Source organism: Pseudomonas multiresinivorans, from assembly GCF_012971725.1.
Lineage (GTDB): Bacteria > Pseudomonadota > Gammaproteobacteria > Pseudomonadales > Pseudomonadaceae > Pseudomonas > Pseudomonas multiresinivorans.
Genome location: NZ_CP048833.1, coordinates 4278556 through 4296705 on the forward strand (window position 1 = coordinate 4278556; position 18150 = coordinate 4296705).

Annotated in this window: 16 protein-coding genes; 9 read left to right on the top strand and 7 right to left on the bottom strand. The window is 65.3% G+C overall.

The window, feature by feature from the left end:
* Positions 1–28: 28 nt before the first annotated feature.
* A complete protein-coding gene (locus G4G71_RS19375) occupies positions 29–2395 on the top strand; it encodes an ATP-binding protein (RefSeq protein WP_420825947.1) in 2367 nt (788 codons plus the stop codon).
* A gap of 1 nt (position 2396) precedes the next feature.
* Here the strand turns inward: G4G71_RS19375 and G4G71_RS19380 are convergent, their stop codons facing one another.
* The 3 genes from G4G71_RS19380 to msrB all read right to left on the bottom strand — a co-directional run bounded on the left by G4G71_RS19380 (position 2397) and on the right by msrB (position 3969).
* The gene (locus G4G71_RS19380; protein WP_169939592.1) at positions 2397–2867 is read right to left on the bottom strand and encodes a MarR family winged helix-turn-helix transcriptional regulator; all 471 of its coding nucleotides are present in this window, start codon (positions 2865–2867) and stop codon (positions 2397–2399) included.
* Positions 2867–3349, bottom strand: coding sequence for a glutathione peroxidase (locus G4G71_RS19385; RefSeq protein WP_017516977.1), 483 nt, complete (start codon positions 3347–3349; stop codon positions 2867–2869). Before G4G71_RS19385 ends, G4G71_RS19380 begins: the two co-directional genes overlap by 1 nt.
* Before the next feature lie 224 nt (positions 3350–3573).
* The gene (gene msrB / locus G4G71_RS19390) at positions 3574–3969 is read right to left on the bottom strand and encodes a peptide-methionine (R)-S-oxide reductase MsrB (RefSeq protein ID WP_045211413.1); all 396 of its coding nucleotides are present in this window, start codon (positions 3967–3969) and stop codon (positions 3574–3576) included.
* A gap of 291 nt (positions 3970–4260) precedes the next feature.
* Here msrB and G4G71_RS19395 point away from each other — a divergent pair, with 291 nt between their 5' ends.
* The 3 genes from G4G71_RS19395 to htpX all read left to right on the top strand — a co-directional run bounded on the left by G4G71_RS19395 (position 4261) and on the right by htpX (position 6987).
* Positions 4261–5472: a pyridoxal phosphate-dependent aminotransferase gene (locus G4G71_RS19395; RefSeq protein WP_169939593.1), complete on the top strand. Its 1212-nt coding sequence runs from the start codon at positions 4261–4263 to the stop codon at positions 5470–5472.
* Between the two features lie 28 nt (positions 5473–5500).
* Positions 5501–5941, top strand: a complete 441-nt coding sequence (locus G4G71_RS19400) for a hypothetical protein (RefSeq protein WP_169939594.1) — start codon at positions 5501–5503, stop codon at positions 5939–5941.
* A 170-nt stretch (positions 5942–6111) separates the two neighbouring features.
* Positions 6112–6987: a protease HtpX gene (gene htpX / locus G4G71_RS19405; RefSeq protein WP_169939595.1), complete on the top strand. Its 876-nt coding sequence runs from the start codon at positions 6112–6114 to the stop codon at positions 6985–6987.
* A 56-nt stretch (positions 6988–7043) separates the two neighbouring features.
* Here htpX and G4G71_RS19410 read toward each other — a convergent pair whose 3' ends face one another.
* Positions 7044–7700 carry a thiopurine S-methyltransferase gene (locus G4G71_RS19410; protein WP_169939596.1) on the bottom strand — a complete coding sequence of 219 codons (657 nt, stop codon included), beginning with the start codon at positions 7698–7700 and terminating at the stop codon, positions 7044–7046.
* A gap of 11 nt (positions 7701–7711) precedes the next feature.
* Positions 7712–7906, bottom strand: coding sequence for a hypothetical protein (locus G4G71_RS19415; RefSeq protein ID WP_169939597.1), 195 nt, complete (start codon positions 7904–7906; stop codon positions 7712–7714).
* A gap of 252 nt (positions 7907–8158) precedes the next feature.
* Between G4G71_RS19415 and G4G71_RS19420 the strand changes: the two genes are divergently transcribed.
* On the top strand, positions 8159–8929 hold the full coding sequence (locus G4G71_RS19420; RefSeq protein ID WP_169939598.1) for a DODA-type extradiol aromatic ring-opening family dioxygenase: 771 nt from the start codon (positions 8159–8161) through the stop codon (positions 8927–8929).
* 168 nt (positions 8930–9097) lie between these two features.
* Here G4G71_RS19420 and G4G71_RS19425 read toward each other — a convergent pair whose 3' ends face one another.
* Positions 9098–10798 carry a DEAD/DEAH box helicase gene (locus G4G71_RS19425; protein ID WP_169939599.1) on the bottom strand — a complete coding sequence of 567 codons (1701 nt, stop codon included), beginning with the start codon at positions 10796–10798 and terminating at the stop codon, positions 9098–9100.
* A 338-nt stretch (positions 10799–11136) separates the two neighbouring features.
* Between G4G71_RS19425 and G4G71_RS19430 the strand changes: the two genes are divergently transcribed.
* From G4G71_RS19430 to G4G71_RS19440, 3 genes are all read left to right on the top strand, one after another.
* The gene (locus tag G4G71_RS19430; protein WP_169939600.1) at positions 11137–11928 is read left to right on the top strand and encodes a crotonase/enoyl-CoA hydratase family protein; all 792 of its coding nucleotides are present in this window, start codon (positions 11137–11139) and stop codon (positions 11926–11928) included.
* A gap of 257 nt (positions 11929–12185) precedes the next feature.
* Entirely contained in the window at positions 12186–13808 is a 1623-nt protein-coding gene (locus G4G71_RS19435) for a collagen-like triple helix repeat-containing protein (RefSeq protein WP_169939601.1), read from the top strand.
* An 87-nt stretch (positions 13809–13895) separates the two neighbouring features.
* On the top strand, positions 13896–15563 hold the full coding sequence (locus G4G71_RS19440) for a ShlB/FhaC/HecB family hemolysin secretion/activation protein (RefSeq protein ID WP_169939602.1): 1668 nt from the start codon (positions 13896–13898) through the stop codon (positions 15561–15563).
* Between the two features lie 19 nt (positions 15564–15582).
* Here G4G71_RS19440 and G4G71_RS19445 read toward each other — a convergent pair whose 3' ends face one another.
* Positions 15583–16344: a spermidine synthase gene (locus G4G71_RS19445; RefSeq protein ID WP_169939603.1), complete on the bottom strand. Its 762-nt coding sequence runs from the start codon at positions 16342–16344 to the stop codon at positions 15583–15585.
* Between the two features lie 409 nt (positions 16345–16753).
* On the opposite strand from G4G71_RS19445, the gene G4G71_RS19450 reads away from it, so the two are divergent.
* The gene (locus tag G4G71_RS19450) at positions 16754–18100 is read left to right on the top strand and encodes a class II 3-deoxy-7-phosphoheptulonate synthase (RefSeq protein ID WP_024764544.1); all 1347 of its coding nucleotides are present in this window, start codon (positions 16754–16756) and stop codon (positions 18098–18100) included.
* The last annotated feature ends 50 nt before the right edge of the window (positions 18101–18150 follow it).

Sequence of the window (18150 nt, forward strand, 5' to 3'; positions counted from 1 at the left end):
CTATCCCGACAGACGGTTCCGATGGGCTATGCTACGCCGCAGGAAAGCTTCTGCGAGGCGACGCTCCGCAACCATGGATATTGCGCTCACACATCGCCTCTCGTTCAAGCAGGCCAGCCTGACGGTGCTGGTGGCGTTCATCCTGGGCACCTTGCTGAGCCTCATCCAGGTAGGCGTCGATTATGCCAGCCAGGACGCCTCCATCAACCGCGAAGTGCGCGCCCTGCTGGACGTCAGCCACAACCCCGCCGCCCGCATCGCCTACAACATCGACGCCGAACTGGCCCAGGAACTGGTCGTGGGCCTGCTGCGCTCGCCCGCGGTAATCCGCGCCGAGATCATCGATAACGCCGGCGTGCCCCTGGCCAGCGCCGACCGACCACCGGCGGAGAGCCACCTGCGAGGCCTGAGCGATTTTCTCTTCGGCCAGCAACGCACCTACGAGGAACCGCTGTTCGTCGAGCATGCGCCGGCGGAATCGCTCGGCGTGCTGCGTCTGGAGATCGACACCTTCGTCTTCGGCAACGACTTCCTGCGCCGCGCCGGGATGACCTTCATTTCCGGCTTCATCCGCAGCCTGATGCTCTCACTGATCCTGTTGGTGCTCTTCTACGCGCTGCTGACCAAGCCCCTGGTGAGCCTGATCGAAGCCCTCTCCCGCCACGACCCGCGCTCGCCCTCCCGCCTGCGACTACCCTGCCCGCGCGGCCACGAGCGCGACGAGATCGGTGTGCTGGTGGAGGTCACCAATCGCCAGCTCAACCGCATCTCGGTGGAGATGGAACAGCGCCGCGAGGCGGAGGACCGCCTGACCCAGTACCTGGAAGAACTGGAAAGCATCGTCGCCGCGCGCACCGCCGAATTGAAGGCGGCCAACGCGCGCCTGACCCTGTCCAACCAGGAGCTGGAGCAGGCGCGGCAGAACGCCCTGGCCATGGCCCAGGCGCGCGGCAGCTTCCTGGCCAACATGAGCCACGAGATCCGCACGCCGCTCAACGGCTTGCTGGGCATGCTCGGCCTGGCGCTGGACGGCCCGCTCACCGCCGAGCAGCGCCAGCAGCTGTCCATCGCCCACGATTCGGGCAAGGTGCTGGTGGACCTGCTCAACGACGTGCTCGACCTGTCCAAGTTCGAGGCCGGCCAACTGGAGCTGGAGCAGATCCCCTTCGACCTCGGCACCCTCGTGGAAGACACCGCCAGCCTGCTGTCGCAGAACGCCGGTCCCGCAGTGGAACTCACCTGCCTGATCAGCCCGCAGCTGCCGGCCCAGCTTTCCGGCGACCCGACGCGAGTGCGCCAGGTGGTGAGCAACCTGTTGTCCAACGCCCTCAAGTTCACCCGCTTCGGCCGCGTGGATGTCCGCGTCGATCCTCTGGACCATGGCGTGCGCATCAGCGTCCGCGACACCGGCATCGGCGTGGCGCCCGAGGCCTTGCAGAAGATCTTCCAGCCCTTCACCCAGGCCGACGCCGGCATCGCCCGCCAGTACGGCGGCACCGGGCTGGGCCTGGCGCTGACGCGCAAGCTCTGTGAGGCCATGCAAGGCGAGCTGAGCGTCACCTCCGAACCGGGCCTGGGCAGCGAATTCGCCGTCACCCTGCCCCTGCAGACACTGGAGCCCGCACAGCCGCTGGCGCAGCTGAACGGCAAGCTGATCGTGCAGTGCGCCGCCAGCAGCGGGCTGGCCGCGCTGCTGCAGAACTGGCTGCCGGAATGGGGCGTGGACTACCAGCGCCTGGACATCGACGCCAGCCTGGCCGGAGTGGAGCTGGACGCGCTGCTCTCGGATTGCCCGGACTGCCTGATCGGCCTGCGCCAGAACGTCACCAGGCCGGTGTTGCTGGTGACGGCCTACGGTAACTTCCTCGAGCCCGAGATGGCCCAGCGCCTCGCGCCCTTACGACAACTGGCGCGCCCGTTGTCGCGCGCCGTGCTCTACCAGGCACTGAAACAGGCTTTCGAGCACCAGCCACTGCCCACGGCAAAAGCGCCGGGCACTGCGGCACCGGAGCAATTCTCCGCCCGCGTGCTGCTGGTGGAGGACAACCCGGTCAACCAGCTGGTCGCGCGTGGCCTGTTGCAGAAGCTGGGGTGTCAGGTGGGCATTGCCAACAATGGCGAGGAGGCGTTGCAGCAGCTCGCCAGCGTCGAATTCGACCTGGTGCTGATGGACTGCAACATGCCGGTGATGGACGGCTACCAGGCCACCCGCGAGATCCGCGAGAGCGGCCGCTGGCCGGGCCTGCCAGTGATCGCCCTGACCGCCAATGCCCTGCCGGACGAGCGCGAACGCTGTCGCGCCGCCGGCATGGACGATTACCTCGCCAAACCCTTCCACCGCGACGAGCTGGCCGCCATCCTCGAACGCTGGGCCGGCCCCCGGTCGCGCGGCTGATTCAGGCGCCCAGCTGGGTCAATTGCCACAGCAGGCCGTCCAACTGCTCGCGCAGGCCATCGGTGACGCTCAGATCGATACCGCTGCGGCACAGCAGTTCCTCACGCAGCGGCAGCACCTTATCGCGCAACGCAGCCCCCTCCGCCGTCAGGCCCAGGTGCACCTCACGCTCGTCATCCTGCGCGCGACGGCGCTGCACCAGGCCCAGTTGCTCCAGGCGCTTGAGCAGCGGCGTAAGGGTGCCGGAGTCAAGCATCAACCGCTCGCCCAGAGCCTTCACCGAAGGCTGTTCCGGCGGCTCGGCCTGCCACTCCCAGAGCACCAGCATGGCCAGGTACTGCGGGTAGGTCAGGCCGAGCGCTTCGAGCATCGGCCGGTAGCCACGGATCACCGCGCGGGACACGGCGTACAGGCGGAAGCACAGCTGGTTGTCCAGTTGCAGCTCTGCGGGCAGGGATACAGCATCTTTCATCACAGCAGCGCTTCGATCTCGGCGGACAGTTGCTCGGGCTTGGTGGTCGGGGCAAAGCGCTTGATCACCTTGCCATCCTGGCCGATGAGGAACTTGGTGAAGTTCCACTTGATGCCCTGGCTGCCCAGCAGGCCCGGCGCGCGCTTCTTCAGTTGCACATAAAGCGGGTGGGCCTCGGCGCCGTTGACGTCGATCTTCTTGAACAGCGGGAAGCTCACGCCGAAATTCAACTCGCAGAACTGGGTGATTTCCCCTTCGTTACCGGGCTCCTGCTTGCCGAACTGGTTGCAGGGGAAACCGAGCACCACCAGGCCCTTGTCCTTGTACTGCCGCCAGAGCTTCTCCAGCCCCTTGTACTGCGGAGTGAAGCCGCACTGGCTGGCGGTATTCACCACCAGCAACGCCTTGCCGCCGAAATCGGCGAGGGTCTTCTGTTCGCCCTTGATGGTAGTCACGGGAATGTTCAGCAGTGCATCGCTCATCGGACATGGCTCCGGGGGAAGTGGGAAATTTAATAGTAGTGATCAATTAAATTGCATGCAATTTAATTGATCACTAATCACCCACTGAATGCCTCACCATCACCCTGTAGGAGCGAGCTTGCTCGCGAACGAATGTTCCGGCGGCAACCGAACTGGGCGGGTTCGCGAGCAAGCTCGCTCCTACAAAAAGCAAAAAAAGGCCCGCTCGGTGGCGGGCCTTGGGTTCACGCTTTCGGCACCAACTTCAACGACGCCGAATTGATGCAGTAGCGCAGCCCGGTTGGCCGTGGGCCGTCGGGGAAGACGTGGCCCAGGTGCGCATCGCACTTGCCGCAGCGCACTTCGATGCGATGCATGCCATGGCTGAAGTCTTCCAACTCCTTCACCACTTCGCCGTTGACCGGCTGGAAGTAGCTCGGCCAGCCGCTGCCGGAGTCGTACTTGGCGTCGGAATCGAACAGCGCGGTACCGCAGCACACGCAGTGGTAGATGCCGGGTGTCTTGGTGTCGTGGTATTCGCCGGTGAAGGCGCGCTCGGTGCCGCCCAGACGGCAGACATGGAACTGCTCGTCGGTGAGTTCGTCACGCCAGGAATCCAGGGGCTTTTCCAGCTTTTCCATCGATCTACCTCCATTAATGGAAAAAATGCCCGATACCTCCTTTTCCGGGAATCGGGCCGCACGTATGATGCGCGTGGTTAACGTCAGGTTCAGAATCTGCCGCACAGAGACATTCTCGCGATAGAAAAGCCTTAAAAACTCTACTTTTTCGAGAAATCCACTGTTTTCCTGTCGATTTTCAGGGTCGATACCAGGGAAAAGCACTTCCGAACCCATCATTTGACGCCAGTCTGTCACCCGCGTTACAGCCTGCCAAGTCGCCGGCCGCGGACTATTTCGGAATCCCAGATCATGCAGGTCACCAAATCGAACAAGCTCGCCAACGTCTGCTACGACATTCGCGGGCCCGTGCTCAAGCACGCCAAACGCCTGGAAGAGGAAGGCCATCGCATCCTCAAGCTGAACATCGGCAACCCGGCGCCGTTCGGTTTCGAGGCACCGGATGAAATCCTCCAGGATGTCATCCGCAACCTGCCCACCGCCCAGGGCTACAGCGACTCCAAGGGCCTGTTCAGCGCGCGCAAGGCGGTAATGCAGTACTACCAGCAGAAGCAGGTGGAAGGCGTCGGCATCGAGGACATCTACCTGGGCAACGGCGTGTCCGAACTGATCGTCATGGCCCTGCAGGCGCTGCTCAACAACGGTGACGAGGTGCTGATTCCGGCGCCCGACTACCCGCTGTGGACCGCCTCGGTCGCCCTCTCCGGCGGCAAGCCGGTGCACTATCTCTGCGACGAGCAGGCCGGCTGGTTCCCCGACGTCGCCGACATGAAGGCGAAGATCACCAGCAATACCAAGGCCCTGGTGTTGATCAACCCGAACAACCCCACCGGCGCGGTCTACTCCAAGGAAGTGCTGCTGGACATCGTCGAGCTGGCGCGCCAGCACAACCTGGTGATCTTCTCCGACGAGATCTACGACAAGATCCTCTACGACGAGGCCCAGCACATCTCCACCGCGTCGCTGGCGCCGGACGTGCTCTGCCTGACCTTCAACGGCCTGTCCAAGTCCTACCGGGTAGCGGGCTTCCGCTCCGGCTGGATCGCCATTTCAGGACCCAAGCACAAGGCACAGAGCTATATCGAAGGCCTGGACATCCTCGCCAACATGCGCCTGTGCGCCAACGTGCCGAGCCAGCACGCGATCCAGACGGCGCTGGGCGGCTACCAGAGCATCAACGACCTGGTGCTGCCGGGCGGCCGGCTGCTGGAGCAGCGCAACCGCGCCTGGGAACTGCTCAACGACATCCCCGGCGTCAGCTGCGTGAAGCCCATGGGCGCGCTGTATGCCTTCCCGCGCATCGACCCGAAGGTCTGCCCGATCCACAACGACGAGAAGTTCGTCCTCGATCTGCTGCTTTCCGAGAAGTTGCTCATCGTTCAGGGCACTGCTTTCAACTGGCCCTGGCCGGATCACTTCCGGGTGGTTACCCTGCCTCGACTCGATGACCTGGAACAGGCCATCGGGCGCATTGGTACCTTCCTGAAAACCTATCGCCAATAAATCATCGCCAGTGAATCCCAGCGCATAAATGGATCTGCAGATCGACGACTTCTACAAGGACGCAGCCGGCGGCCTGCTGACGCTCTACCAGGCCTTCCCGCGCAAGATCGCCCTCTATGTCGAGGACCTGATCGGCCGGGAAGAGCCCGACGAGTTCGGCCTGCCCAGCACCCGCCACCAGAGTTGCCTGGGCGCGCTGCTGTGGTTGGCCGAAGAAGGCTACCTGCGCTTCGAGGCAACCATTCGTTACGAAGCATTGGACCAGGCGGTCCTCAGCGAAAAGGCCTTCCTGCGCCTGACCCGCCTCGTCCCCCATGCTGTGCGCGACGACCAGGAACTGCCGCCCAGCGTGCGCCGCGACCAGGCCACGCTGGCCAACCAGCTGCGTGAAGCACTGGCCAGTCGGCACGGGGAACGCATCGCCCGGCTGACCCGTCTACTCTTCGAGAGCGACCTGGGGCGCCCGTAGTCCGGGCAGGCGACACAAGTTGAAATAGTCCCCGAGTTGAATCGCCTGGGGGCCATCCGTATATACCCCGCATACTATTCAGCGATCCCGAGCGCGTTGCGCCCGGCGATCCGGAAAGCCGCATTCCAAGGCGGCTTTCACCCCGTCACCGTGAGGAGAAGCTATACGCCATGATGCGCATCCTGTTGTTCCTGGCCACCAACCTGGCAGTTCTGGTGATCGCCAGCATCACCCTGAAACTGCTCGGCGTGGACCGATTCACCGGCCAGAATTACGGTAGCCTTCTGATTTTCTGCGCCGTCTTCGGCTTCGCCGGCTCCCTGGTTTCGCTGTTCATCTCCAAGTGGATGGCGAAGATGAGCACCGGCACCGAGATCATCAGCCAACCGCGCACCCGCCACGAACAGTGGTTGCTGCAGACCGTGGAAGAGCTGTCCCGCGAAGCCGGCATCAAGATGCCGGAAGTGGGTATCTTCCCCGCCTACGAGGCCAACGCCTTCGCCACCGGCTGGAACCGCAACGACGCGCTGGTCGCGGTCAGTCAGGGCCTGCTGGAGCGCTTCTCGCCTGAAGAGGTGAAAGCCGTACTCGCCCACGAGATCGGCCACGTGGCCAACGGCGACATGGTCACCCTGGCGCTGATCCAGGGCGTGGTGAACACCTTCGTGATGTTCTTCGCGCGCATCTTCGGCAACTTCGTCGACAAGGTGATCCTGAAGAACGAGGACGGCCCGGGCATCGGCTACTTCGTCGCGACCATCTTCGCCGAGCTGGTCCTGGGCATCCTCGCCAGCATCATCGTCATGTGGTTCTCGCGCAAACGCGAATACCGCGCCGACGAAGCCGGCGCCCGCCTCGCCAGCACCGGCGCGATGATCGCCGCCCTGCAACGCCTGCGCGCCGAACAGGGTGTGCCGGTGCAGATGCCCGACTCGCTGCAGGCCTTCGGCATCAACGGCAACCTCAAGCATGGCCTCGCCGGCCTGTTCATGAGCCACCCGCCGCTGGAAGAGCGCATCGAGGCCCTGCGCGCCGCCGGCCGCTAAGCTTCGACGCGACAAAAAAGGGCGACCCTCGGGTCGCCCTTTTTCATGCCTGCGATTCAGCCCCGGCGCAGCGCAAACACCACTTCGTCCAGATGTCCTACACCACGCTTGAGAAACTTCGGGTTCTCCGCCAGCACATCGAGGCGCTCCACCTCCGTCACCTCCCAGTCCTCGGCGAAGAGCTCGTGCACTTCCTTCGCCAGCACGGCGAACGGCGGGCCATCCATCTCGGCCTGCGGGTATTCCAGGGTCACCAGCAGTCCGCGCGTGCGAGGCGGCAGGATGCGCTGCAGATGAGCCGCATAGTCGGCGCGCAGGTCCGGCGGCAAGGCGATCAGCGCCGCGCGGTCGTACAGCGCGCTGCACCCCGCTACCTGTTCAGCGGTGACATCGAAGAAATCGCCCTGGAGAATTTCCAGGCGCTCGAAGCTGTAGCGGCGCAGCGCGCCATCCTCGGTGACCTGCGGAGTGACGCCCAGCTCGGTGAAGAAGTCGACGGCGGCGCGCTCGGCCAGTTCGACTCCCAGCACGCGATATCCCCATTGCGCCAGCCAGAGCATGTCCAGGCTCTTGCCGCATAGCGGCACCAGCACCTGCGACTCCTCGGGCAACCCCAGGCCCGGCCAGTTGCGCTGCAGGCCGGGGTTCACCGACTGCTGATGGAAACCGATTTCATTGCGCGCCCAGCGCGACTGCCAGAACTCATGCTGCATAGATCACCTGCTCAAACACTGCGCAAAGCGCGGGGCAGCAGCGAGCGCCACCAGGCGCCGCGCCGCTCGCGCTGACTTTCTCCGGCCTCGAGGATCTTCAGCCGCACCTGATCACCGCGGACCCGCTGCACGCAGATTTCGGTGCCGTCCTCCAGACGGAGGCAGTCGCCGATCTCGAGCATCAGGACTTGTTCGCCTTGCTGCATAGCTGAATTCGCCATCTGTTTCGGAAATTTCCGCAAACTCTAACGCATAGTCCGACTGACATCCTGCCAAAGCGATTCCTGGTCGCTGACTCCACGACTCTGCAACCGAGTTGGCACTTCGGCAGCGATGTCATTCAAGGGAATGAGCACAGATAAACAATCGATCATGCCGATCATTTTCGTCAAAAACCTATACTGGATATCGATCTTTATCCGCGTGAACATAGGGACATTCAAGTAGCGAGGTTCGCCATGCTCCCTGCCCTGTTCATCTCCCACGGCTCCCCCATGCTGGCCCTGGACCCCGGCGCCAGTGATGCGCCCTTGAAGCGCCTAGCCCGCGAGCTGCCACGCCCGAAAGCCATCCTGGTGGTCTCCGCCCACTGGGAAACCCCGGACCTGCGCATCACCGCCTCGCCCATGCCGGACACCTGGCACGACTTCTACGGCTTTCCGCCCGAGCTCTACGCCGTGCAGTACCCGGCCACCGGCTCGCCGGAGCTGGCGCAGCGGGTCGCCGAACTGCTGACCGAGGCTGGCCTGCCTGCCACCCTCGACCCCGAACGCCCGCTGGACCACGGCGCCTGGGTGCCGCTGAGCCTGATGTACCCGGAAGCCGATATCCCCGTCGTGCAGTTGTCCCTGCCCAGCCGCCTCGGCGCCCCCATGCAGCACCGGGTCGGCGCTGCCCTGCGCAAGCTGCGCGATGAAGGCATCCTGCTGATCGGCTCAGGCAGCATCACCCACAACCTGGGCGAACTGGACTGGCACGCAGGCCCCGAGGTGATCACCCCCTGGGCCAAGGCGTTCCGCGACTGGATGGTGGCGCGCCTGGAAGCCGACGACGAAGCCGCCTTGTTCGACTATCGCCGGCAGGCTCCCTACGCGATACGCAACCACCCACGCGACGAGCACCTGCTTCCGCTGTATTTCGCCCGCGGCGCCGGTGGTTCTGCGATGACGGTGGAGCACGCCGGCTTCACGCTTGGCGCGCTGGGGATGGATATCTACCGCTTCGACTAAGTCTGCACCGCCTTTGTAGGAGCGAGCTTGCTCGCGAACCGCCCAACTCCGAAGCTGCCGCGAGAAGTTCGCGAGCAAGCTCGCTCCTAAAGATCTGAACCGGGCAAATACCGGAAATGAAAAAGCCCCGCCAAGGCGGGGCTTTTTCATTCACGAGAGACTGACGAATCAGTCTTCGCGGTAACGGCGCAGGCGCAGGGCCTTACCGGCAACGCGAGTGTCCTTGAGCTTGGTCAGCAGACGCTCGAGGTTCTCTTCCGGCAGCTCGATCAGGCTGAACGTCTCGCGGATCTGGATACGGCCGATGGCCTCGCGAGACAGGCCGCCCTCGTTGAGGATGGCGCCCAGCAGGTTCTTCGCCTGCACGCCATCACGGGCGCCCAGGGCGGTACGGCAGCGGGCCTTGCCTTCCGACGGCGGAGCCATGGTGCGGGGCGGGCCGCTGCGCTCCGGACGGTCGCCGCGCTCGGGGCGATCGCCACGTTCGCTGCGCTCGTAACGGTCACCGCTGCGCTCGCGCGGGGCGGCCGGGGTCAGCGGCTGTTCGCGGCGGACCGATTCCAGGTCCAGCGCCTTGCCTTCGGTGAGCTTGGCCAGCAGCACGGCGGCCAGGGTGTCCATGTCGGTACCCAGGCGACGGCACAGCTCGTCGCGCACGGCGCCACGGTTGGCCACGGCGTTGGCCAGCAGCGGTTGCAGGCCGGTAGCGAGGCGATTCAGACGGGCTTCCAGCACGGTCTCGGCGTCCGGCAGGCGAACTTCGCCGACCTTCTGCCCGGTCACGCGCTCGATCACCTGCAGCATGCGGCGCTCGCGCGGGGTCACCAGCAGCAGGGCGCGACCTTCGCGGCCGGCACGGCCGGTACGGCCGATACGGTGCACGTAGGATTCCGGATCGTAGGGCATGTCCACGTTGAGCACGTGGGTGATGCGCGCCACGTCCAGGCCGCGAGCGGCAACGTCGGTGGCGATGACGATGTCCAGCGAACCATCCTTCAGGGACTCGATCACGCGCTCACGCTGCGCCTGCGGCATATCGCCGTTCAGCGCGGCGGCACGGTAGCCCTGGCGCTCGAGCAGCTCGGCGATATCCAGGGTGGCCTGCTTGGTGCGGACGAAGCCGATCAGGGCGTCGAACTGTTCGACTTCCAGCAGGCGCAGGATCGACGCCGGCTTCTGGTCGGCGTGGACCATCAGGTGCACCTGCTCGATGCGGGCGACGGTCTGGGTCTTGGCGGCGATGCGGACGTGCTTGGGTTCTTTCAGGTGGCGTTCGGCGATGCTGCGGATCGAGGCCGGCAGGGTCGCGGAGAACAGCACGCTCTGACGGCTGGACGGCATGGCTTCGAAGATCACTTCGAGGTCATCCATGAAGCCGAGCTTGAGCATTTCGTCCGCTTCGTCGAGCACCAGGCTCTTGACGGTGGACAGCAGATTTTCGTCGCGGCGCAGGTGGTCGCACAGGCGGCCCGGGGTGGCGACCACGACCTGGGCGCCCTGACGCAGGGCCTTGAGCTGCGGGCCCATGGGGGCGCCACCGTAGACGGCAATGACGCCGACGCCCGGCATCTGCTTGGAATAGGTTTCGAAAGCAGTGGCAACCTGCAGGGCCAGCTCGCGGGTCGGTACCAGTACCAGCACCTGCGGAACGCGGCGGCCGGGGTCGATCTGCGAAAGCAACGGCAGCGCGAACGCGGCGGTTTTACCAGTACCGGTCTGGGCCTGGCCGATCATGTCGTGGCCTTCGAGGATCACCGGGATCGACTGGGCCTGGATCGGCGACGGCTCTTCATAACCGACAGCGGCAATGGCAGCGAGAACATTGGGGTGAAGACCGAGCGCGGCGAAGCCGGCGGTTTCCTGGGTCATGGGTTTTGCCTCTAAGTACATCCGCAAAGACCCAATAGCCGAGCTGCGCATGCCCTGTACGACGATAAAGTCACCCAGGCAGCTGGAAGCGGGGATTTGCGAAATGAAGATTGGAAGAATGCGTCAAGGAAGTCCGCACAGCGGACGCACAGCCCGAGCGTGTAAGCTGCGGAAAAATGCGGGATCCGAAACGAGGCCAGCGTTTGGCCGGCGCGTATCATACCGGAAAATCCTGACCAATGTGTTTCTTTTCGGAACACGACCGGCGAACGGTCGTCCCGTGGACAACCCCGCCCCTGCCGGCTATACCGTGCAAGCCACCCGACCGGAGCCCGCCAATGACCGCCAGCAGCGAACCGCGTATCACAGTCGAACGCCATGACCATGTCCTGCTGCTGGGCCTGAACCGGGTCGAGAAGCGCAACGCCTTCGACCTGGAGATGCTCACCCAACTGGTGCTGGCCTTCGGCGAGTACGAGCGCGACGACGAGCTGCGCTGCGCGCTGGTGTTCGCCCACGGCGACCACTTCACCGCCGGCCTGGACCTGGCCAGCATCGGCGAAACCTTCCGTACCGGCTGGAGCATGCCCGAAGGCTCCGCCGACCCCTGGGGTACCTTCGGCGGGCGGCGCCTGACCAAGCCTTTGCTGGTCGCGGCGCAGGGCTACTGCTTCACCCTGGGCATCGAATTGATGCTCGCCGCCGACATCAACCTCTGCGCCAGCAACGCGCGCTTCGCCCAACTCGAAGTGCAGCGCGGCATATTTCCCTTCGGCGGGGCCACTTTGCGCATGCACCAGGTGGCCGGCTGGGGTAACGCGATGCGCTGGCTGCTGACTGGCGACCCCTTCGATGCCCACGAGGCCTATCGCATAGGCCTGGTGCAGGAGGTCACCGCGCCGGAAGAGCTGATGCCCCGGGCCCTCTGGCTGGCCCAGCGCGTTGCCGCCCAGGCGCCGCTGGGCATCCGCGCCACCCTGGCCTCGGCTCGGAGAAGCCTCGACGAAGGCGAGGAGGCAGCCGCAAGACTGCTGCCGGCCATGGCCAGCGAACTGCTCTCCACCGAGGACGCGAAAGAGGGTTTGAATGCCATGCTGGAGCGCCGCGAGGGTCGATTTCTGGGCAAATGAACGCTCCCGGAAAAAGCAAAACGGGACCATCGTGCGAAAAGCGCTATATCCAAGGTATTAAAAATCTCTGACGGGCGGTCTTAATCCTTTAGTTTTCACTTTAAAATCAGATAGTTGAAAGTCACAAAACGACTATATACAAGTTCCAATTTCGCGCCTGAAAACAAACCTCTAGAACTGACTCCAGAGCAGCTCAGCGACGCGCCGGATACCGACCGGGCAGCCCGCTGACTGACGTTCTCATGGAGGAACTTCTCATGTCTGGCCCGATCCGTGTTTTCGCGCTTTCCCTTCTCGTCGTTGCCCTCTCCCTGCAAGGTTGCAGCAGCAAGGGCGGCAGCAGCCACCATTCTTCCGGCAGCAGTTCCGAGCAACCCGCCGACAGCGGCGCCGGCGGCGATGGTTCCGGTGGCACTGGCGGTACTGGCGGTACCGACGGCACTGGTGGTACTGGAGGAACCGGTGGCACCGACGGCACCGGAGGAACTGGCGGTACCGGCGGGACCGGCGGAACTGGCGGTGGCGGCACGGACGGTGGCGGTACCGATGGCGGCGGCACCACCACTCCGCCCGCCAGCACCACCGGCAACATCCTGACCAACACCGGCGAAGCGGTCTCCAATGTCGGTGACACCGTGGGCACCGTGGGGGCCGTGGTGAAAACCGTCGACCTGCCGATCCTGGGCAACGGTGTCACGCAGAATGCCGGCAACCTGGTTCAGGAAGTCGGCGCCGGGGTGGACAGCGTCGGCACCGGCGTCACCAATGGCCTCGGCCAACTGGGCAACAACCCCAACGCAGTGGGCACTACCGTGGCTGGCGTAACCGGCCTGGTGAGCCATACCGGCGGCGCCGTGAGCAGCCTGGGCGACACCGTGGCGGCCATCGGCGATGCCCCGGTGCTCGCCAATACCCCGCTCAACGGCCTGACCGGCCAGGTGGGCGGCCTGGTGGATGGTGTCGGCGGCAAGATCACCATGCTCGGCGACTCCCTCAGCGGCGCGGTCACCACCGGCCCGCTGAGCCAACTGACCACCCAGCTCAGCGGCACCACCGCCGGCCTGGTCGGCAACATCGAAGGAACCACTCGCGGCGTGGGTGCCGCCACCGGACTGGGAGCACCGGTGAACAACCTGTTGACCACCGTCGGCGGCGTTGTGACCCAGACAGGCAACCAGGTCGCCAGCCAGAATCCGGCGCTGGCCCCGGTCGGCGGAATCGTCAGCAATGCGGGTCAGGCAGTCAGTTCTGCCGGCGGCCTGGTCAACGGCAGCAACCCGGGCGGCGGTCTGCTCGGCGGTGTCACCGGTTCCCTCGGCGGCGCTGCCGGTGGCAGTAATCCGGTGGGCGGCCTGGTCAGCGGTGTGACCGGCGCAGTCGGCGGCATCACCGGTTCCCTGGGCGGCGCTGCCGGTGGCAGCAATCCGGTGGGCGGCCTGGTCGGCGGTGTGACCGGCGGTGTGACCGGCGCAGTCGGCGGCATCACCGGCTCCCTCGGCGGCGCTGCCGGCGGCAGCAACCCGGTGGGTGGCCTGGTCAGCGGTGTGACCGGCGCAGTCGGCGGCATCACCGGATCCCTCGGCGGCGCCACTGGCGGCAGCAACCCGGTCGGCGGCCTGGTCAACGGCGTGGCCGGAACCGTCGGCGGCCTGACCAGCAGCCTCACCGGTGGCGGCGGCCTGGTCGCCGGGGCAGGCGTGGGCATCGGCAGCAACAGCCAGGGTTCGGGTGTGGCAGTCGGGGCCGGTGCCGGTACGACTGGCGGTACCAGCGGCCAGGGAGGCCTGCTGGGCAATACGCTGGGCGCCGTGGGTGGCGCGCTGGGTGGTGTGACCGGCGGACTGGGCGGTGGATTGGCGATCGGTACGCCCAAGCAATAATCCGATTTACGCCCATACTGTAGTAACCAGGAGCCGCCCACGGCTCCTGGTCTTTTAATAAGAAGATCGGTCTCATGGAGGAGCCAGATGCGCAGACTCGCTGTCCTTCCCCTGTTGTTGGCTGCACCCTTCGCCTGGGCCGAGCGCCCGATCCAGCTTCCCGGCTCCGATATCGAACAGACCCTCCCCCGCCCCAACCTTCCTGGCGGCGACATTCGCCCCAAGGCCCCCAAGGTCACAGCTCCGGAACCTTCAGCCAGCCAGCCCGGCCAGGTACTCCAGCAGCGCATCCGCATCAAGCGCATCGAACTGGCCGGCGGCAAGCACTACCCCGTCGAGACATGGAAACCGCTACTGGAACCACTGACCAAGCGCACCATCCAGGTCAGCGAGCTGGTGGCGGCGGCCAAGGCCATCACCCAGCGCTACCAGGATGACGGCTACTTCATCTCCTTCGCCTACGTGCCCAACCAGAACTTTGGCAGCGGCGTCGCGCGGATCGTGCTGGTCGAGGGCCACATCAGCCAGGTCCGCGCTGCGGGCGACCTGGGCGTGCACCAGATGCGCGTGGACCGCTGGATCGAGAAGCTGAAAGCGGAAAAACCCCTGAGCCGCGAAAGCTTCGAGCGCTTCAGCGTACTGATGAGCCGGGTGCCCGGCATGCAGATGGCCATGGCGCTCAACCCGCCCACCACCGCCGACGGCGGCGCCGTGCTGGAGCTGGCGGGCAAGCAGAAGCGCTTCGACACCGGCATGAACCTCGACTCGCGCCGTGGCGAACAGCGCGGGCTGTTCAACGCCGAGGTGATGTCGATGCTCGGCTGGGGCGAGCAACTGCAGTTCAGCTACCTCTACCCGCCGGGAGACGATCACGAGTACTACCGCGCCTGGAACTACAGCCAACTGCTGGGGGACAACGGCCTGCAACTGCTCGCCGGCTACAGCAAGTACAACTCGCGCCCGGGCGAGAACCTGCGCCTGGCCAGCGGCCTGGAGTTCGAGCGCAAGCGGCAGAACGAGCGGGTCAGCGCTGGCCTGGGGATTCCGCTGGTGCTGCGCCGCGACCTGACCTGGGACCTCAACCTGCGCGGCTATACGGTGAACGACACCAGCCGCTACGACCTGGTCTACCCGGCCATTCCCTTCCGCATCGAGCAGAAGAGCAAGCTGCGCGTGGTGGGGATCGAAACCGTCGTCCAGCAATTCGCCGAGAAGCGCGTGCGAGCCGGCAGTGTGGCGGTTTACCAGGGCCTCAACGGCATGGGTGCGGAGACGCCGGATCCGATCAAGAAGAATTTCACCCGCCTGCTCGGCTACGGCGCCCAGCAGGATCAGTTCGGCTCCAACTGGCAGGGCGTGGTGACCGCCGCCTTCCAGTGGAGCGACGACGTGCTGCCGGACTCCGAGCAGGTCACCTACGGCGGCAGCAACTTCGGCCGCGGCTACCCCGACGACCAGGCCACCGGCGACAAGGGCTGGGGCGCCGCCTACGAGGTGAATTATTCCTTCCTGCGGCAGAGTGTGGTGCTCAACCAGATCCAGCCCTACTTCGTCGTCGACACTGCGCGTACCCGCTACAACCAGGACGGTCTGAACGAAGGCAAGCTCGGCTCCGCGGCGCTGGGCGTGCGCTTCTCCGACCGCAAGCACTACCTGGTGTCGATGGAAGTGGCCAAACCCTTCGGCGACCGGGCCCTGGACAACAACGAGCGCAGCCCGCGGCTGAACTTCGCCTTCAGCTACCAGATTCCCTGATGGATACCCATGCAGAGAGTCACTGCGCCGGGCGCAGTGACTCGATGTAGGTGCGCAGCGAATAGCCCAGCTTCGGTTCAAGCTGGCCGACACGCTTCTTCAGGCCGCGCAGGTTCAGCTCCTGATCCAGTTCGGCGGGGACGAAGACGATCACGTTGCCTTCGGGCACCGGGCATTCCCAGTAATGCCGGTTGAAGCGTCCGCGCAGCAGCGCGGCCCCCAGGGGCCGGCCGTCGTCGGTGCTCCACTGGTTGATCACCAGCCAGCCACCCGGCCGCAGGCGTTCGCGGCAGGCGCCGAGAAAGTCCCAGCCGATGTGCGCCGGCGCGGGTCCGGTATCGGTATAGAGATCGAGGAAGATCAGGTCGGCAGGCTCGCACTCGGCCAACTCCTGCACGGCGTCGCCGATGCGCAGGTTCAGGCGCTCATCGTCCGCCAGGCCGAGGTGCTCACGGGCCAGGCGCGGGATGGACGGGCGCAACTCGATGGCTTCCACTTCGTCCAGCGGCAGGTATTTCAGGCAGGCCTGAGTCAGGCTGCCGGCACCAAAACCGAGGAACAGCGCGCGGCGCGGACGCGGATGGCACAGCGCGCCGACCAGCATGGCGCGGGAGTAGTCGTACTCCAGCCAGCTCGGATCGCCCATCAGCACACAGCTCTGCTCGACCTCGTCGCCGAACTCCAGGTAGCGGAAGGCACCGCTTTCCACGACACGGATCACGCCGAAGTCATCGCGCTCCTCGACGATCAGCAACTCTTCGCTCAACAGTTCCTCGCTCATCACTGGCTCCGGGAGGAAACAGCCATGGCAATGCGGCTCGCCGGATACGGCGAACGGCACGGATTGCCATTGAAATACAGGGGCTCGCGCACGCAATAATCCTTCGAATCAAGACGGCCACCCACGACCGCCCGGTCGGCAAAGCCGCAAGAATAACAGCCCAAGAGGCACAACCGAGCATGCGCCAGCGTAGCGCCCTTCGCGAGTCCGCCAACCGTCACTGTCTTTCGTCGGTATTCCTGCGTCAGCGCGCACCTGCGCGCTGCGCGGGCGGCTGATCGCCACCAGTGTTCCCCAGGACAAGGATGTCCCTTCTTTTCCAGCGCAAACCGCCACGGCGACCTCGCGCGGGCCAAATGCCGAGCTGATACCATGGGCGGATACCGTCCACAGCCGCGAAGACCCGCCAATGAGCCTGCCCTGGAGCCCCGATAGCTGGAGAAGCAAACCGATCCAGCAACAGCCCGCCTACCCCGACGCGAACCGCGTGAGCGAGGTCGAACGCACCCTCGCCAGCTTCCCGCCGCTGGTATTCGCCGGCGAGGCGCGCGAGTTGCGCCGACAGTTCGCCGAGGTCACCGCTGGCCGCGCCTTCCTGCTGCAGGGCGGCGACTGTGCCGAGAGCTTCGCCGAGTTCTCCGCGGCAAAGATCCGCGACACCTTCAAGGTGCTGCTGCAGATGGCCGTGGTGATGACCTTCGCTGCCGGCTGCCCGGTGGTGAAGGTCGGCCGCATGGCCGGCCAGTTCGCCAAACCGCGCTCCTCCGGCGATGAAACCATCGGCGGCGTGACCTTGCCGGCTTACCGCGGCGACATCGTCAACGGCATCGGCTTCGACGAGAAAAGCCGCGTGCCGGACCCGGACCGCCTGCTGCAGGCCTACCACCAGTCCACGGCCTCGCTGAACCTGCTTCGCGCCTTCGCCAATGGCGGCTTCGCCGACCTGCACCAGGTGCATCAGTGGAACCTCGACTTCATCGCCAACTCGGCGCTGTCCGAGCGCTACCAGCAACTGGCCGACCGCATCGACGAAACCCTCGCCTTCATGCGTGCCTGCGGCCTGGATACCGCCCCGCAACTGCGCGAAACCAGTTTCTTCACTGCCCATGAAGCGCTGCTGCTGAATTACGAGGAAGCCTTCATCCGCCGCGACAGCCTCACCGGCGGCTGGTACGACTGCTCCGCGCACATGCTGTGGATCGGCGACCGCACCCGCCAGCTCGACGGCGCCCACGTCGAAATGCTCCGCGGCGTCGGCAACCCCATCGGCGTGAAGGTCGGCCCGAGCATGGACAGCGAGGAGCTGATCCGCCTGATCGACATCCTCAACCCGGACAACGAGCCCGGCCGCCTCAACCTCATCGTACGCATGGGCGCCGACAAGGTCGGTGACGGCCTGCCGCGCCTGATCCAGACCGTGCAGCGCGAGGGCAAGCAGGTGCTGTGGAGCTCCGACCCCATGCACGGCAACACCATCAAGGCTTCCAGCGGCTACAAGACCCGCGACTTCGCGCGCATCCTCGCCGAGGTCCGGCAGTTCTTCGAAGTACACCGGGCCGAGGGCAGCTACGCCGGCGGCATCCACATCGAGATGACCGGGCAGAACGTCACCGAATGCATCGGCGGTGCGCGGCCGATCACCGAGGCCGGCCTCAGCGATCGCTACCACACCCATTGCGACCCGCGCCTGAACGCGGACCAGTCGCTGGAGCTGGCCTTCCTCATCGCCGAAACCCTGAAGCAGGTCCGTCGCTGAACCGGACACGCGTCTCAGCAAACACCTGAGAGCACTTCCCGCAATTGACG

Excerpts from the sequence above, each read along its gene's own strand:
- G4G71_RS19400 (WP_169939594.1), top strand. The coding sequence starts at position 5,501 with ATGGATCTGCAGATCGACGACTTCTACAAGGACGCAGCCGGCGGCCTG.
- G4G71_RS19420 (WP_169939598.1), top strand. The coding sequence starts at position 8,159 with ATGCTCCCTGCCCTGTTCATCTCCCACGGCTCCCCCATGCTGGCCCTG.
- G4G71_RS19430 (WP_169939600.1), top strand. The coding sequence starts at position 11,137 with ATGACCGCCAGCAGCGAACCGCGTATCACAGTCGAACGCCATGACCAT.
- G4G71_RS19450 (WP_024764544.1), top strand. The coding sequence starts at position 16,754 with ATGAGCCTGCCCTGGAGCCCCGATAGCTGGAGAAGCAAACCGATCCAG.
- G4G71_RS19375 (WP_420825947.1), top strand. The coding sequence starts at position 29 with ATGCTACGCCGCAGGAAAGCTTCTGCGAGGCGACGCTCCGCAACCATG.
- G4G71_RS19425 (WP_169939599.1), bottom strand. The coding sequence starts at position 10,798 with ATGACCCAGGAAACCGCCGGCTTCGCCGCGCTCGGTCTTCACCCCAAT.
- G4G71_RS19435 (WP_169939601.1), top strand. The coding sequence starts at position 12,186 with ATGTCTGGCCCGATCCGTGTTTTCGCGCTTTCCCTTCTCGTCGTTGCC.
- G4G71_RS19415 (WP_169939597.1), bottom strand. The coding sequence starts at position 7,906 with ATGCAGCAAGGCGAACAAGTCCTGATGCTCGAGATCGGCGACTGCCTC.
- G4G71_RS19380 (WP_169939592.1), bottom strand. The coding sequence starts at position 2,867 with ATGAAAGATGCTGTATCCCTGCCCGCAGAGCTGCAACTGGACAACCAG.
- G4G71_RS19440 (WP_169939602.1), top strand. The coding sequence starts at position 13,896 with ATGCGCAGACTCGCTGTCCTTCCCCTGTTGTTGGCTGCACCCTTCGCC.
- G4G71_RS19385 (WP_017516977.1), bottom strand. The coding sequence starts at position 3,349 with ATGAGCGATGCACTGCTGAACATTCCCGTGACTACCATCAAGGGCGAA.
- G4G71_RS19395 (WP_169939593.1), top strand. The coding sequence starts at position 4,261 with ATGCAGGTCACCAAATCGAACAAGCTCGCCAACGTCTGCTACGACATT.
- htpX (WP_169939595.1), top strand. The coding sequence starts at position 6,112 with ATGATGCGCATCCTGTTGTTCCTGGCCACCAACCTGGCAGTTCTGGTG.
- G4G71_RS19410 (WP_169939596.1), bottom strand. The coding sequence starts at position 7,700 with ATGCAGCATGAGTTCTGGCAGTCGCGCTGGGCGCGCAATGAAATCGGT.
- msrB (WP_045211413.1), bottom strand. The coding sequence starts at position 3,969 with ATGGAAAAGCTGGAAAAGCCCCTGGATTCCTGGCGTGACGAACTCACC.
- G4G71_RS19445 (WP_169939603.1), bottom strand. The coding sequence starts at position 16,344 with ATGAGCGAGGAACTGTTGAGCGAAGAGTTGCTGATCGTCGAGGAGCGC.